Raw genomic sequence first — 16864 nt, 5'->3', positions numbered from 1 at the left:
CGAGGTGTCTTTGTTGCGGTGAGATGCGGTATGTCGCGAATTTAGTGTAGTGCAATGGGCTTGGATCCAGATATGAATTCGCGTTGCAGCACGCACAATGAGGCGATGATGGACAATGGTTGATCCATAGCGATGCGTTGGCTGGGTGTCATTGACTCTAAGCCATCGACCAATCGTATCACCTTTTCGCAGTCAAAGAACGGCAAGTCCTGAAAGTCCCTACTGTGAAAAACATCGAAAAAGAACTCCATAAGTGGATTGTCGTTCAACGTCGCCGGCGGAGCTGTGAACGGATGCTTGGGACACTTCAAGATTTCGTGTGGCAGCCAATCCGAAGATGCCTTTCGCAACAAAGGCTTGTCAGCGAATCGGTTTCTAAGCAGGTTTGCCGGCACATGTTTGACAACGTCAAAAAGCTTGTGGCTCAGAAAAGGCTGGCGAACTTCGACGCTGTGCGCCATATCCAGTCTCTCGGCGGCCAATACGTAGTTGGGAAGAAACGTCTGTATCCAGATGGATTGCGATTGCGTCAATGGCTGGTACTTTGAGATCTCTTTGATATCTAAATTCTCCAACATCGATTCGAATGGATTGCGGGAACGAGCTTTCCAGTCTTGCGAAAGTAATTCACGGATCGGCTTACGAGCCTGCCAAAACCCTTGGATCATTGAAGGCAAGCAGCCAAGCTGATCAATGACGGATGCGAGTTCGTTGACCTTCGTTTTGTCGACGCCTCGCTCAGGGTTTGGGCTGTCAAAAAAATGGTACCCCGCGAAAAGCTCGTCGGCGCCTTCACCGCCGACAACGGCCTTGAACCCGTGGCGGGAAATCTGCTGAGAAAGCAAGAATCGTGCTTGAGCATGACCATTGAAACAAACGGTCTCACCATGCCAAACTGCCTTCGCAAAATGGTCTGCGATTTCGCGCAAGCCGACGCGGATTTCCACAAGAGGTGTACCGCAATGATCCGCAACCGCCCTCGCGCGCAAGGACTCATCGTACGCGGCATGCTCAAAGCGAACCGTAAACGCGGACGATCCGATCGGTCTCGACTGCATTCCGAGACTTGTAACGATCGAGGAGTCAAGCCCTCCGCTTAGCATGAATCCGACTGGAACATCTGCGACCATCCGGCTTGACACCGAACTTCGGAGCTCGGTTCTCACTTCGTTCAAGAGCTCCGCTTCGCTGCGATCGCTTTCTGTCTCCGCAGCGTCAAACGAGAGTTCCCAGTAGGACTTGCGATCGATGCCCGCACCGGAATCGGTCAAATATGATCCTGGTCGTACTTGCCTGACCGAATGAAACAAGCTTCGATCGTTATCCATGCACGCCAAGAGATGCTGAAACACCGATTGCTCGTCCCAGGCAGGTTTGATTCCCATGGCGAAGAGTGCTTTAGCTTCGGAGGCGAGATACAAGCGATTATTCGATTCAGCGTAATACAGTGGCTTTACACCAAATCGATCGCGGGCTGCGAATATGCGTTTCCTTTTCGAATCCCACAAGACAAATGCGAATTCACCATCCAAATGCTCCAAGCAATTTGTACCGAGATCTTCGTACAGATGGATCAATATCTCACTGTCAGAAGATGTTCGCAGGTGATGCCCCGTCGCGATCAGTCGGTCACGCAACAGCGCGCTGTCGTAAAATTCGCCGGAAACGACCGATGCAATCTCTCCGGTTTCGTTAAACAAGGGCTGGGCACCATTTGCCAGATCCATCAAGCTCAACCGAACATGCCCCATTGCGATCGCCTGATCATCTGACGACCAGATCCCGATTCCGTCCGTGCCTCGATGTCGTATCGCCGAAATGCCTTTGCTAACGAGCTCGTTCGATGCGTCGGCGTCTTTCGAGAATACTGCACATATTCCACACATCAAGAATCATCCCCACAGTTCCCAGGTCTCGCATTCCGAAGGGCAATTCTTGCTCGATCACTCTTCTTTCGATTCGCTTCCGTTCCAATGCGTTCGAAGGCATTGCGTATTGGTTCGTCGTTTGCAGCAGTCAAGACGTTAAGGGCAGACTCGAACATCGCCATGATTTCGTTTACCACCGACTCGTCGTAAACCTCCTGATTGAAGTCAACGGTACAGTGAAAACCCGCAGGAGTGTCCCGAGTATTGACGAGCAGATCAAATGGCGAAGCAATCGCAGTTGGCGAAAATTGGATGACGTCAATATCGGCAAAGTTCCACGCGGGTAGCGGTGCCGTTTGAAGAACGAATTTTATCGAGAAGAACGGCAAGTTCAACGTGTCGCCCTTTGCGCGCATACGCTCTCTGACATCCAATAACGACACCCCTTGGTTTGCCAAGGCGTTTGCAACGCTTTTGCGCACTTCGGATACGAGTTCGCTGAAGGATCGATCATCTTCAATCCGTTGTCGAAGAACCACCTCGTTAACAAGAGGACCGACTATTGAATGATTGGATGAATCGCGTTGTGCAAAGTCAGTGCCAATGACTATTTCACGTTCGTCTGCGATCAACCGCAATGCCAATTGAAAGCAGCCTAGAAGCACCATAAACGGAGTTGCCTGCTGGGACCGAGCATACTCGCGCGCCCGCGCGGATGTCGTCGAGTCGATGATCATTTCGGCTCGTTGCCCTGACCTGATTCGATATCCCGTGCAAGGCTGAAGATGGGGAAATTGTGTGGGAGAACTCCCCGCCAAGTAATCGGCCCAGTACGCAACCTTGTTCTTCCATCTCGTCGACTCGGTGTGTCTAATTTCGCTCGCTATATACTCCCGCATTTGCTTGGGTTGCGGCATGTACAGACTGCTGCCGCTGACGCGAGAGGCATAAAGACGATTCAATTCGTCGACAAGGATTCCCAACGACCATTCGTCGCACACAATGTGGTGAATGGTTGAAAGCAACAGAGTTTTATCTTCTCGCAATTGGACTAGATTGAAACGGGCTAGCGGACCATTGGCCAGATCGAACGGCCTTGCGGTTTCCTTTTCAACGATCTCCCGAATTTCTTTGTCACTAGCATCGAGCGAGTCCGTCACACTTATCTGGTCAGTCGCCAAACCGTCTGGATTAATGTGTGCTTTGGGTGATGTGGAACCTTCAATGAAGACAGTTCTTAATGACTCGTGGCGAGCCGTAATTTCCGAGATCGATTCCCGGATAGCATCAAGATTCACATTACCTATCAAGAGCACGGACGCCGACATGTTGTAAGCGGACCAACCGGGTGAGATCTTATCCACTAACCATAGCGCGCGTTGAGTACTCGACATCTCGGTTGTTTGAGGCGACAACTCCGGCTCGATTTCACGAACTCCAACGAAGGAACTTGACATCGCGCTATCGATAGCAGCAGCGAGCGCTTCCAGATCTTCCGAATCGAGGATATCCATGGGAGAAATGGCAACACCAAACTCCCTCTCGATTCGTCCCGCCAACATCGTGACAAGCAAAGAGTGTCCACCGAGTTGTATGAACGACTCGTCGAGACTGATTTCCTCGACTTCAAGAATCTCGCTCCAAATAGCGGCCAGTCGCTTCTGCGTATCCGTAATTGGAGATTTGAATCCAGCAAGACGGTGATTCCGGTGCGGAGCCGGCAAGTCCAGCTTCGATACTTTGCCAGTATCCGTCTTAGGCAGCGTCGACAATTGATGAATTGCGGTGGGGATGATTGCCTGCGGCAACAAATCACGCAGGTGCCGCATCAGCTCTTTGCTGGTCGCGGCATGCCCCGTTCTTAATGCAACGTAAGCATGCAACTCGTCGCCATTGGAACCAGGCCAAACGCGGCACGCGGCTTCCAAGACCGAATGGTGTTTTTCGAGCGCGATCAACAAATCGGCTAGCTCGAGGCGTTGCCCCCGCAACTTGATTTGATCGTCGCTTCGGCCTTGAAACCAAAGCGATCCATCTTCCGAAATAAAACCGCGATCACCCGTCCGAAACATCACTTCGCCGAACGATTCGAACGGGCAAGGAAGGAATCGGCTGGCTGTAAAATCGGGCTGCCCAGCGTAACCGAGTGATAATCCGAAGCCGGACACGCATATTTCGCCGGAAACCCGATACGGCACGGGGAACAAATCATCACCTATGACAAATACTCGATTGTTCGAAATCGGCATGCCGCATTGCACGAGTGATTGGGCATCACTTGGCTGACATTCATGGTAAGTCACATCAGCACCGGTCTCCGATGATCCATAGAGGTTTATCAACGTTGCATCGGGAAGCCACGTCTTAAAATCACGCACGAGTGTTGTCGGCAAGGGCTCGCCACTCGAAATCCAAAATCTTGGCATGGCCTCCCCCGGAGATGACACTTGGTCAATCAACACCCTCAATAGCGACGGCACGACCGTGATCCGAGAAATGCGAAAACGCGCAAACAGGGAAACAAGTCGTTCAGTGTCGATGACGTCCTTATAGTCCAGCATGACGATCGAGGCTCCTGAACAAAGCGGACCAAGAACTTCCGCGATAAAGTCAACAAATGCGACGGATGTCTTGGCGGCAACAACGTCCTGTGATGAATGGGGAAAATACTGCTCCATCCACAGCAGCCGGTTTGTTAGCGCTAGATGAGTGGCCATAACGGCCTTCGGTTCTCCCGATGAACCTGACGTGCAAATGATATACGAAAGCTGTTTCTCGCTATGAATCATTGGAACGGTCGGATGATCGGCAGCCCTCGCTTGCAGAATGTCCTGTATATGCAGGAATCGAGCTCCCGGAGAGATTTGCCCTCCTAACGCGCGGTCGATTCCGACAACAAATTCAGCTTGCGTCACAGACGCCATTTGACTCAGGCGGCTCGCCGGCAATTCAATGTCAACAGGGATTGCACAACCTCCCGCAATCATCGTCCCCAACATCGCAGCAACCATTTCAGGCGATCGCGGCAAAGCGATCATGACACGAGACTCCGCACGAACACCATTTGACCCCAGATTGGAAGCAATGGCTTCGGCCCACTTCTCAAGCTCACCGTACGTAAGCCGCGTTTCGCCCGAAACGACCGCGACCAGGTTGGGATGCCGGCGTGCAGTCGCTAGAAATCTCTCGGGAACATTAAGACCCTGATCAATTTTTTGGATGGGTCCATCACACGACTGCGAGTGGCTTTCCGCCAAGAGCGACGATGCCAGAACACGCGTTTGCGGGTTCCGGATAAACTGTCCAATCGCTCTCTCGTGCACTTGCAGCGTGACTTCCGCATCATCTTCGTCAAGCCTTGTTGGATCAAACTCAACAGCAACTCGAAGTGAACCAGAAATGTCATCCAAATTCATCTGGATATTCACTGGAAAATGAGTTTGATCCGATGCGGTCCAATCCACGATCTCCATTCGATCGAGTGATTGCAGTTCCCGCAAAGGGTGAAAACGCGTGAAGTTAAATGCGAAATCCGTTATCCGTGAACCGTGATCTCGCTGGATCTTGGCAAACGGATAGGCCCGGTGAGAAAAGGCTTGGGATTCCCATGACTGACAGACTCGTGCTAATTCGGCCCAAGTCTCCGTCCCGATTTCATGAACAAACGGCAGTGTATTGAGGAACATACCCACCGTGCGATCAGCCCCGCAGCGACCCGGCCTTCCGTGCGTCATGACACCGGTCAAGACCGCACTCTTACCGGTAATGCAGCTGATCGCTCGGAGATGCGTTGCCAACAAGACAGACTTCAGACCAACGCCAAGTCTTTCCGCCACATCGATCAGAGATGATGTGGCGTCCGAACCCAACTGAAAATAATGCCTCTGCGTAAGTCGTTCACGATCGCGATTCGACCTGGATTCTTTTCTCCTGAACGGTATCGGTTGGTGCTCGATATTGGCAAGTTGCTCCTTCCAGTAACTCGAAGAATCAACGAGGGTGATTTCCTGCTGGATGAATTCTGCAATCGGAAGTGGGTGTGTAAACGAGGGAATCGCGAGCATGTTGATGGCTGAATGGTAGTACCGAAGCATTTCGGAAATGGCGATGGCAACACTCCAACCATCCAGAATCGACTCCGCCACCATGATCTGAAAAAGATTGGGGCCAAGATGAATCACATGGAACGAAACCTGCTCACATGATGTCAATTCAACATCATGTGATCTCAATTCATTTCGCAACTCCTCAAGCTTCGCTTTCTGCGTGTCCGGTTGCATCTGTCGTAAATCGTAGAAACGGATTGGCGGACTGCTTGAGCGGTGAACAACCTGTACCAATTGATCACTGTCCGCAAAGCGATAGCCGGTTCTCAGCATCGGATGTCGCTGCACAACGAATTCGACAGCGTTTCGCAGCATCGACTCATCGAAGCGACTTCGCAGAGTGATCGCCGATACGTACGACTCGTTGAGACGCTGTTGTCGTTGCTCAATTAATACACTCTGGAGCGCACTCGCCGGATACGCATCTTCAACATCGCTTGAAAACAGGGCCCGTTGCTGCGGTGAAATAAGGCTAAATCGTTTCACCAACGCTGTTTGGCCTGATCCGATTTCCGAAACGCATCGCGCGAGGTCGCTTATCTTGGGCGACCGAAAGATCTGTTCGAGCGGCAATTCGTACCCCTCTTCATGGCACCGGGCAACCAGCCTGAGCGCAAGCATGGAGTCACCGCCCAACGAAAAGAAATCATCGTCCGGGCGTGCCAAATCACAGCGCAATACGTCCATCACCGCTCTGCCGACCATTGCCTCGATATCGTCTTTGAAAGTCTTAACCAGGACTGGATTTTCACGACCGGAGTCCAACGCTCTTTCCAACGCCCCCCTGTCAATCTTTCCTCCCGCGGTTCGTGGGAATGTGGTTACAAACTTGAATACGGCGGGAATCATAAATGCTGGAAGATGCAGCGAAAGGTTTCCGCGAATTTCATCTACAGTCAAACGAAATTCATGATCACACTCCAGAACGGCGATCATTCTGGCGAGGGGGCTTTCGTCGTCGATGTTTTTTGCAAAGACGACAGCGTCGCGAACGTGGGACATTTGTTTCAATTTTTGCTCGATCTCGACCGGCTCTATCCGATGCCCACGAATCTTTAACTGTCTATCGATTCGGCCAGCGTAATACAGATCGCCGGAATCGTCCTGTCGCGCCAAGTCCCCCGTTCGATATAGCCTTGCACCCGGCTTGGCTGACAGATGATCGGGTACAAACCTTTCCGCGGTACGAGCCGGATCAAAGAGATAACCTCGGCTAATACATTCACCACCGACATAGATCTCGCCTTCCTGACCAACCGCTTGGGGATTAAGTTCCGAGTCCAGCAAGTAAACACGCGCAGATGGTAACGGCACTCCGATTGGTTGCTGCGAGAGTCGGAAAATGTCGTCGCGCGCAAGTGCCTTTTGCGTTACGTGAACGGTAGTCTCAGTGATCCCGTACATGTTGATGAGCTTGGGAGCGGTGAGTCCAAAGGTTCTTGCCCAAGCCTCAATTGATGAAGAATCGATTCTCTCGCCACCCAAAACGATCATCTTCAAGCTATCGAGGCGTTTTGGTTCACTCGCAACAGAGACGAGATTACTAAATGCGGAGGGCACTTGGCTGAACACCGTCACTCTCTGCTCATTGATTAGATCAATGGTCTTTGCCGGACAACGAACAATCTCTTTGTCTGCGATGACAAGCTTTCCGCCACTGCAAATAGCTCCGAATATCTCCCAGACGGAGAAGTCGAAAGACACAGAATGAAACTTGCACCAAACATCGTTCTCGCTGACGTCGTTAAGATGAAATAGTCCTTGCAGTAAGGCACATACTTGACGGTGCTCGACACCAACAAACTTCGGTTCCCCGCTGGAACCTGATGTCGAAATGACATATGCGATATTCGCCGGGTGGATTCCTGCTGCCGGAAAAGAGCTGGATTCAAAACGACTAGCTGAATCTAAGTCAACAAATTCAATACTCCGAAAATCGACATTCTTGTCGGCATGCCCAATGACTCGAGTGACATTCAATTGAGACAGAACGTGCTTGACGCGAGCATTGGGGAGGTCTGCTGAAATCGGCACGTAACCAGCCCCTGTCTTTAAGACGCCTAAGATGCCCGCGATTGCATTAACCGAATGATCAAGCTGCAAGCCCACGAGCGTTTCCGGGCGACAACCAATTCCAGCAAGCTTCGCGGCAATACGATTGGAGCGACGGTCGAGCTGTGTGTAGGATAATGATTCACACTGGTCTGCGACTGCGACTCTTTCCGGAAATCGACGCGCGATGGACTGAAACCTCGTTGTCAGCGTCGCGAATGATTTGTCCCCAATTGTTGTCGTGGGAATGGTGCAAGAGCTGCGGGCATGATTGCTTGAAAATGTGGCGGCAGAAACCTTAGGAGAACCGGACTCATTACTTACAAACGGTCTCGTCACTATCCCATCTTCACGATTTTTTAGTGCTCCAAATCGTATTGTCGGGTCGCCAACGGCACATTCAAGCTGTCTTTGGAATAGCCGTCCAAGCGAAGTTACTGTGCGAGAATCGAATACGCCCTCGTCGAACAGAAATTGGCAATCCACTCTGTCTGGCATGCAGAATGTCGTTAGCTGCAGCTCAAAATCCGACTGCGGCGCAGAAACCTCGACATGTTTCCAAATGCGCGTCGTTGGCGAAGTGTGGTTTGTGTACGCAGCTTGTGCAAGCAACGGACGGGATTGATCGCGTCTTGCGTTCGCTAACTTTGCGATTTCATGAAACGGCAACTCGCTGTGCTGGATCCCCTCACACAACCTTTTGTGTGTCATTCGAACAAGGGCTACGAACTCATCTTGGTCATCAATCTCGGCTTTGATCGGCAGCATGTTTACCAAATAGCCGATCGTGTTGGCCGTTACGGAATCCAAACGGCAAGCCATTGAAACTCCAACGAAGAATGAATCTTGCGCACAAACGGCTCGCACGGAGGCCTGATATGCAGAAAGGAATAGGCAGGACACCGAGACTCTCAACTCGAGCGCTAGTCGCTCAACGTCGCGCAAGAAGCTCCTTCGGAGCGTGAGCTGATGACGGCCATTAGGTCGATGATTTGAAGTGGTAGACGGACGACGTGTTGGTATTTGCAACGTCGTCGGCACACCATCCACTTGTCGTGCCCAATACTCCTCAAGTCTCTTTCTCTGGCTGGCCAAAGCGTTGATTTGACGCATGGCGATAGACGCCATTGTCGAGTCTTTCGTGATCGCCGGTAGACTTGGTGCAACGTTCCGAGCCTCTGATTCGCAAATCTCCTGCAACTCGCGAAGAAAGCAGTCCTTTGACCACGCATCGCAAATTAGATGGTGAGCGACAATCAAGAGGGTCGGTCGGTCGCCAGCGAAATAAGTCGCTCGAAACAGTGAGCCTTTCTCAAGATCAAACGGAGTCGCTGTAAGTTCTTGATAGCGTGCACCAAGATCTTCTTCGGTCCACCCGCCAGCGTCCACATATCCGACTTCGACCGCGTAGTCACTGCACGTAACTCGGACTGGCCCCTGACTGGATCGCAGAAAGGAAGACCTTAACGAGTCATGCCGCCGCACGACACGATTGATCGCTCGTACCAGCGTTCGGAACTCGACCTCAGTGGGTATGTCGACCATGAATGCGACGTTGTGACGCGCAGATTCGCCACTCTTATGACATTCAATCCAGAGCGCCTTTTCACCGGGTGTTAATAGGGAATCCTCCGTCGGCTGATTCACCATCGTCGTAGCGGCGGAATTCGGCAATAGCATTCCCGAGATTTCCTTGATTGACGGATTTGCGATAGCATTCGACAAAGGAATAACAACTTGGAAACGCTGCTCAAGCTGATGCAACAACTCCATCAGTTTCAGTGAATCAAAGCCCAGATCAAAAATCGAAACATCAATAGCTACTTGGTCCGCCGAAGTGTTTTTGTAATCAGCTAATCGCTGCTGTAGCCATTCTTGAATATCTTGTCCGTCTGCGTCTGGGGTAACGTCTTCCGTTTGCACTTTCGGATGCCACGTACAAACCGGATTCAAGACAGATTGGGCGATCCGTTTGCGGCACAACGATCGTTGAATCTTGCCGCTGGATGTTTTTGGTAGGCGCTCCTTTAAGAACAATTGGATTCGGTCTGGTGCGATTCCGGTATCCTTTCGAACGCCACTCCAAATTGCCTGGATAACTTCGTCGAAATCCTTCGGATTTCGCTTCAATTCCGCCGCAATCACAGTCTTGTCATTGTCAGAAAATGCAGCACATCCGTTTGGACGAATCAGTGGGTGACTCGCGCAGGCGGCCCATTCAATGTCTTCCGCGTAGTAGTTGTTTCCCGCTCGAAGGATGACATCCTTCAGTCTTCCAACGACATATAGATGGTTGTCGAGCAGGAACCCTAGGTCACCTGTCCTCACGTAATCTTGACTATCGAGAGATGTTAACGCGGCACCAAACACCTCTCTTGTAGCCTCGGGATTACGCCAGTATTCGCTGGCACATGCGGAACTTGAGACCCATATCTCACCAATCTCACCCTCGGGACAACAAGCACTCGACTCTGGCTTGACGATAGAGATGGCGGTCTTCCGGTGAGGAAATCCACAACTCACAACAGAAGTGGCATGTTCTTTACCGACCGCAATTCTCGCAGAGTTCTTCTTCATATGCTGGGTGGAAAGTGAAATGACACGAGGACGATGGGCAATATCTCCTCCCGTGACGAACAATGTAGACTCGGCGAGTCCGTAGCAAGGATAAAAGGACTCGGCCTTAAAACCATGAGGGGCAAATGTCTCGCAGAAACTGGTAAGCGTCTCGGAACGAACGGATTCCGCTCCATTAAACGCAATTCGCCAACCACTCAAATCGAGATCTTCACAGGATTCTCTGTGATATCTTGCTACACACCATTGGTAGCCGAAATTCGGCGAGCCAGCGGTCTTGCCGCCATATCGATCAATTGCCTTTAACCAGAGAAGAGGTGTGGTCATGAAAACCGACGGTGGCATGATGACTGCGTGAGCACCAAGAAAAATCGGTTGCAGGACGCTACCCATCAAGCCCATATCGTGAAATAGCGGAAGCCAACTTACGAAAGTTGATTCGTGATCATGACCAAAGGCATGCTTGATCGTGCGTTGATTCTCGAACAAGTTCTCATGTGTTAAGACGACTCCGCGAGGAGCTATGGTCGACCCGGATGTGTATTGGATGATTGCACGGTCGCCGGACGCTACATACGTTTCGACGTAATGAGCAGGCCCGCACTCGGGCAGTTCATCTACGAATATACATGCTGCCCGCTTTGCGGGGCCTGAAATAAAACTGGGATCGATATCGCTCGTCGTGAGCACACACGTCGCAGCGGTCTCGCGTTGAATCTCAGTTGCAAAATCATTTGCCAATGATGTGCGTCGCTGACCGACGGGCACAGCGACCGTGCCTGCGAGAGCGCACCCAAAAAGCGAAGAGACAAAATGCAAATTGTTTGGGCAGGCAATCATGACTCGATCACCTGGCCGTGCGCCAAAACTCTGAATCGCGCCAGCTACTACCGCCGACCGAAGATAGAGCTCTCGGTAGGTCCAGCGATCTTGTTCAAGTCGGCCATCAGCAAGAAAAATCAGAGCGTCGCGATCGGGATATCGATTCGACGCGTCGCAAATTAGAGAAGCGAGAGTATCTTCACTTGACAGTTCTTTATCCACGGTATCGATTTCTGAATCAGGAAAGCTCGCTCAGAGTCTCAAGTGCACAATCACGCAACAATTCGTGAATGTCTGAGTTGGTACGCACTTCGCCGGACAGTATTGCAATCATACAGTCACGCTCTTCCTCGTTTAAGGACAAGAGATCGGAGGATGAAAGGTGCGACAGCAAAGCGGACACAAACATGTCTTGCACATTTGCTTTACCTGCGGATTGGCCAGCATTCAATGAAAGGACTTCGCGATGCTGCAAATTCGCTTCGACATCCGCACGAGTCAGTAAAGCGTCACGGAGTTGGTTGGCTGCGAGAAGGGCGAGTTGATCCCCCACATGCTTGGAACCACGCTGCGACGAATTCCCATAACCCAATACCACTTTTGCCCGTACGCGGTCGCCAAATTCAATCGCCGCTACGAAACACTCGCCGCTAACCGCTTCAAACCTGCCAGCATTGTCGCCGCCGATCGGCCGGAACTCGATCGTGCGAAAAACGCCTAGATTCTCTCCTCCGCCGGATGCCGGATGATCAAAACTACCAACACGTAGCCGATGCACCGTACCCCACTTGATGGCTAATGCGTAATGTGGCTCTTCTAAATCCAACGATTTTGGACATGTATCGGCAATGTCTTTGTATGTATTGATAAGATCAAGCGAAGCCGATTCCAAGGCAACCATAGCCACCTCGGGCGATCGAAGGCCCTTTGGGGTTTCTAACGGACGATTGGGGTCCCATGGCACTGCAAATCCATCAGAATCCCACGGCATCAACTGGGCCCAGCGTTTAAACAAGACGGCTCCTCGGCTATGTGATTCAACACGACGGTCCCAGTTCTCAAGCACGTTTGCAGCAGACTTAAGGAGTGGTGAATTCACATTGCGCGCAGCCACAATCAAGTCCTCCAACACACGTTCTGCAAGCTCCACTCTTGTATTATGCTTTAGCTTGACGAAGTCCTCGAGGGTAAGATTGTCATTCTCCTTCAAGGCCAGAGCGGAATACTGTGCGCGAAGGTGCATGAAGTTGGGAGCAAGATGTAGCGGGAACTCCTCTGATGACGGACCACCTGGAATCGTCGTATTCCAGGGCGGATCGTTAGCATTCTGAAGCCAACCACTCGGTGGATTCACAACATGCGGCAGGTCCGCAAAGTCGTATGTTTCCGTCCACAAGAACTTTGAGGAGTTGCCGGGAACTACGCCTCCCCAAAACGCCCAATCGTTAACAGGTTTTTTGGGAACTTGACCACTAAACGACGACAATATCTTTCCATCACGATCCGCATAGAGAATCATGAAGGTGGGATTCTGCAGATGCTGCACTGCGTTTTCAAACTCGGTAATGTCGCGAGACCGCATCATGTCCCAGTATTGATTGATCACGTACGGCTGATCCGTACCTACGACTCTCAGCGCTATCGGCAAGTCTGGATCTTCAATGATTACGGGACCGTGGATCGATCGTCGCACCGTATAGCTCTCTTCACGAAAAGAGCCATCGGACTCCCTGACCTTGATTGTGTGCCGCGATTCATCCCATGGAAGAAAACCCGCTTCATTGTCCCAGGCATATCCACCGCTAACCGGCTTTAACGCGTACAGATCAGCGCCATCCATCGTGTTGACCGTATGCGCCCAGCCGAGAAACTTGTTGAACCCAACCGACAAGAATGGCAATCCAACAAGCGTTGCCCCATAGCAATCGATTCCCGCTTCTTCAGCGGTTAGATGGGCTTCGTACCATGTGTACGAATCAGACCATGGTGTATGAGGGTTGATTAGTAGCAGTGAGTTTCCGTGTTTGGTCCGACTTGGCGCAACCGCCCAAGCGTTGGATCCAAAAGACAAAAGTTCAGGTCGAAACACGAAGTGATAGTGGATTGCGTTTTGCAAGTGAGCCAAAACGTCTACAGGTGTGACGGGAAGCACTTGCCGAACTCGCTCGCTTAGACGATCCGCGTACTTGTCCGCATAGTGGTTGATTCCATCGCAGAATGCTTCAAGGTTTTCGCGGATATCTCTGAAAAGAGAGTTGTACCAACGTGTTGCATTCCCAACGACATCTAACTGGCGGATGTGACGATCCGTTGTGATGCGCCAGTCGTCTTCGCCTGCTCCCCAGTACTCCGCGTTTCTCCCGCGCGATCTCCCATACAGCTCCAACAAGAGATCTCCATGACTATGGGCTTGGCACCACCCGAACGCGAAAAAAAGAGAGGTCGGTGATTCGCTGTATACATGCGGAACGCCGAAATGATCCCACAAGATTTCACATGCGTAAGTGTTTGATGTCTTCGACGGGGGAGAAACGTCGACTTGTGGTAGCGGAGTATCTATCGGTACCTCGTCAAGAGGTATCTCGTCAAGAACAAGACTCTCTGAAGGTCCTAGTTCACTAATTCGCTTATGGGTCTCCTTGTTGAGCTTCTTTTCAACATCGGCCAAATCGGGATGATGTCCCGAAATCGCTAGAAAACTGTCGATGTTATTCCGCGTTTGTAATCCCTCTTGCTTATGAAGCAACGACTGAAAAAGCTCGAGTTTTCTTCTCCAGAACACAGCCATCCCCTACGTTGATTCCATGCGGAACTATTCAGAATCGAAACCACTGGACGAGCTTTCGATGGGAATCGCGAACATCTTTTCGTAGGCAAGCCATTACCAACGGTTTCACTCCCGTAGTTCTTTCATGGCCTTCTTTGCTCGCTCCTTGAGGATCTCGCGAACCTTATCGTTCGTGAAAATCTCTCCAGAAAGCCGTGCAACCAACACGTCATACTCGGCAACAGATAAATCCCGTAATTGGTTAGCTTTCAAAAGTGAAGCAAGTACGGTTGTAAAGGGACTGCTCGACGCAGGTGTATCCATTACCTTTGACCTGGGATCACCAGAAGAGTCCACGACAACGGATTCAACAGAACGTGTTGGTGTAACAGCAAATGGAACTTTTGCCATGAGTATGCCTCCGTCATGCAAATTTGATTAGTCAGAATTGAGATCGGACAAGGAATCCTCAACCGCGTCCTGCAAGATCTTACGAATCTCCGGATTTGCGATCACTTCGCTAGCCATTGCCAAGACCAAGGCTTCAAACTCTTCAACGGTCAGGCTTTTCACTTCCTTAGCCGGCAGGGAAGTTGCGATTATGGACATAAATCCACTACGTGATTGAGGGGAACCAAAAACGCTCTTACGCCGATCTGTCTTGTTGACTTGTATGACGGGAGCGGATACGTCACCTGATGGAAATGATGCGAATGGAACTTTCGCCATGGGTACCTCCTGATCGAAAGGGCTAGTCTCAAATCTACACAATCAGGCGAAGCAGCAGGCAGTTCATCTACCCCACGGCGATCGCACCATATATCACGTCCCCAGCAACACTTCCAGCAGATAGGCGTCGTTCCGCCCCGCTTTTAGCCGCTTGTTCTTCACACCCACCTTCGCCGTTTTGTTGTTCTTCAAGAGACTCAAGCTCGTTCTTCGCAGCAGGCTGAAGTTGATATCTGCGTCTCCTTTGCGGATGCGGCTTTGGTCCTCGCCGAACGTTACGTCGAGTTGCCAATGCAAACTGTTCTCGATGCTCCAGTGACCGCGGACCGCTTCGGCGAAGCGTTTGCCCGTGAGGTATTTGCTCACAATATAGTAACGCACGTCGCTTGTCTCTTTGCCGTTTTGCGTCACGATGTTGATCGTCATGCCGATCGCCTTCAGGCTCTTCCACTTGCTCGCGTACGGAAAGTCATCCGCATCGATCGGGCAGAGATAATAGTAACGCGACTCTTCGCGGCCATGCCCTTTCTCATGCGTTTCGTGACGGTGAACTTTCAGCTTCTTGAAGTCGACTTCCATCGCGGCGACGAAGTGATCGCGAATCGACTGGTGCAGGTAACGCTGATTTCCCTTGATCGCCAGGCAATAATCGCCCCCTGCGTCGACGATCTTTGCAGCGATCTCCTTTTGACAGCCCATCGCGTCGATCGTCACCAAACAGCCGGAAACCTCGATGATTTCGAGCAATTTCGGAATCGCCGTGATCTCGTTACTCTTGGCGTCGGTCGCGACTTGACCGAGGCTGACATGGTTGGCGGTCGCCCAAGCGCTGACCATGTGAATGGCCGCCTTGCTGCTGGCGGCGTCGAAACTGCGCCGCAACGTCTTGCCGTCGATCGCGATGATTTGTCCGTCGGTGATCTCTTGCAGCGAAGTGATCCAACTGAGCAAACACTTCTCGAATTCTGCCGGCTTCAGCGCGCCGAGAATCGCGTTGAATCGATCGTGCGAAGGGACGCCGGTGCTCATGTCGAGAAACTTCGAAAGCCACTCCTTCTTATCCTCCGCCCAATCGGCGATGGCGACGAAATCATCCGCCCCGCCGAGCACGGCGCAGAGCGACATCGTGACGATGTTGACCAGCGGATAAGTCACCTTCCGCGTGCGCGGATCGGTCAGGTCGGCAAAGTGCTGTTGAATCGAAGCGGCCGAAGAAGACATGCGGAAGACCTCCCTGCAAAGCGAACGCCTGGCGGCGAAACGAATGTCGCAAAAACGCCAAGACGTACTTGCCGGATTATTGCAGATTGCCCATCATGGCGCAATCGCCGTGTCATCTACCCTGCTCGCCAAAACAACGCCGCAATTCAATTGTTGTGCTCTTCGGAGTTTTCCATTTCCTTTCGCAAACTTAGCGGGCGCATGTCGGTCCATACAACTTTAATGTGCTCAAGGCAGTTTTGCTTTGGACCCTCAAACCCCTCCTCAGACCAACCAAGCGGAATTACTCGATGAGATGGCCAGATCGAGTATTGTTCCTCGTGATTGACAACAACTTTGTAGGTAGTCGATTCGTCAGGGTGAGCCTGCGACATACGGTGTTCCTCCGACTATTCTCTCGTTCTCAACCAACCTAGTCTGGAATGACGTTTACGTGATTGTACCAAACGCGTAAGACGTAACGCAATCAGTATCGTGCGGGGGGCGAGAAGAGTGTAACCCAACACCCGCGCGAATTCACGTTGCTCGTCCGTTTAACCGCGTGCACCTCTACTTCTGCGCCGTTTCGGTGAATCTTCCTTCACATCACGAATTCTGCCCTGCTGTAGCAAAGTGTAGTTAATCCCGTTGAATCCACCTGAATTTGGCACGATCCTCCGTGATTCCCAACTACCATCGGAAACGCTGTCTTCTCTGCGTTTTCCTTGTGTTTCTTCGGTATC

General features: G+C 51.5%; 7 protein-coding genes. All 7 read right to left on the bottom strand.

The genetic code is table 11. The features are described from left to right. Positions 1-41: 41 nt before the first annotated feature. Positions 42-1886 carry an asparagine synthase (glutamine-hydrolyzing) gene (asnB, locus tag Enr8_RS03040; protein WP_146429139.1) on the bottom strand — a complete coding sequence of 615 codons (1845 nt, stop codon included), beginning with the start codon at positions 1884-1886 and terminating at the stop codon, positions 42-44. After that, complete coding sequence (locus tag Enr8_RS03035) at positions 1886-11647, bottom strand: non-ribosomal peptide synthetase (protein WP_146429138.1); 9762 nt, start codon at positions 11645-11647, stop codon at positions 1886-1888. The genes asnB and Enr8_RS03035 overlap by 1 nt, the downstream gene beginning before the upstream one ends. 16 nt (positions 11648-11663) lie before the next feature. Further along, positions 11664-14213 (bottom strand): penicillin acylase family protein, encoded by a 2550-nt coding sequence (locus tag Enr8_RS03030; RefSeq protein WP_146429137.1) that lies wholly within the window; start codon positions 14211-14213, stop codon positions 11664-11666. A gap of 105 nt (positions 14214-14318) precedes the next feature. Continuing rightward, positions 14319-14603 carry a hypothetical protein gene (locus tag Enr8_RS03025; RefSeq protein WP_146429136.1) on the bottom strand — a complete coding sequence of 95 codons (285 nt, stop codon included), beginning with the start codon at positions 14601-14603 and terminating at the stop codon, positions 14319-14321. 27 nt (positions 14604-14630) lie between these two features. After that, positions 14631-14921 (bottom strand): hypothetical protein, encoded by a 291-nt coding sequence (locus Enr8_RS03020; RefSeq protein ID WP_146429135.1) that lies wholly within the window; start codon positions 14919-14921, stop codon positions 14631-14633. 93 nt (positions 14922-15014) lie between these two features. Further along, the gene (locus tag Enr8_RS03015) at positions 15015-16142 is read right to left on the bottom strand and encodes an ISAs1 family transposase (protein WP_146429134.1); all 1128 of its coding nucleotides are present in this window, start codon (positions 16140-16142) and stop codon (positions 15015-15017) included. 146 nt (positions 16143-16288) lie between these two features. Next, positions 16289-16516, bottom strand: a complete 228-nt coding sequence (locus Enr8_RS26545) for an MbtH family protein (protein ID WP_146429132.1) — start codon at positions 16514-16516, stop codon at positions 16289-16291. Positions 16517-16864 lie beyond the last annotated feature (348 nt).

Source organism: Blastopirellula retiformator (genome assembly GCF_007859755.1).
In the GTDB taxonomy this organism is placed as follows: Bacteria; Planctomycetota; Planctomycetia; order Pirellulales; family Pirellulaceae; genus Blastopirellula; species Blastopirellula retiformator.
This window is presented reverse-complemented; position numbering and strand designations above follow the sequence as displayed.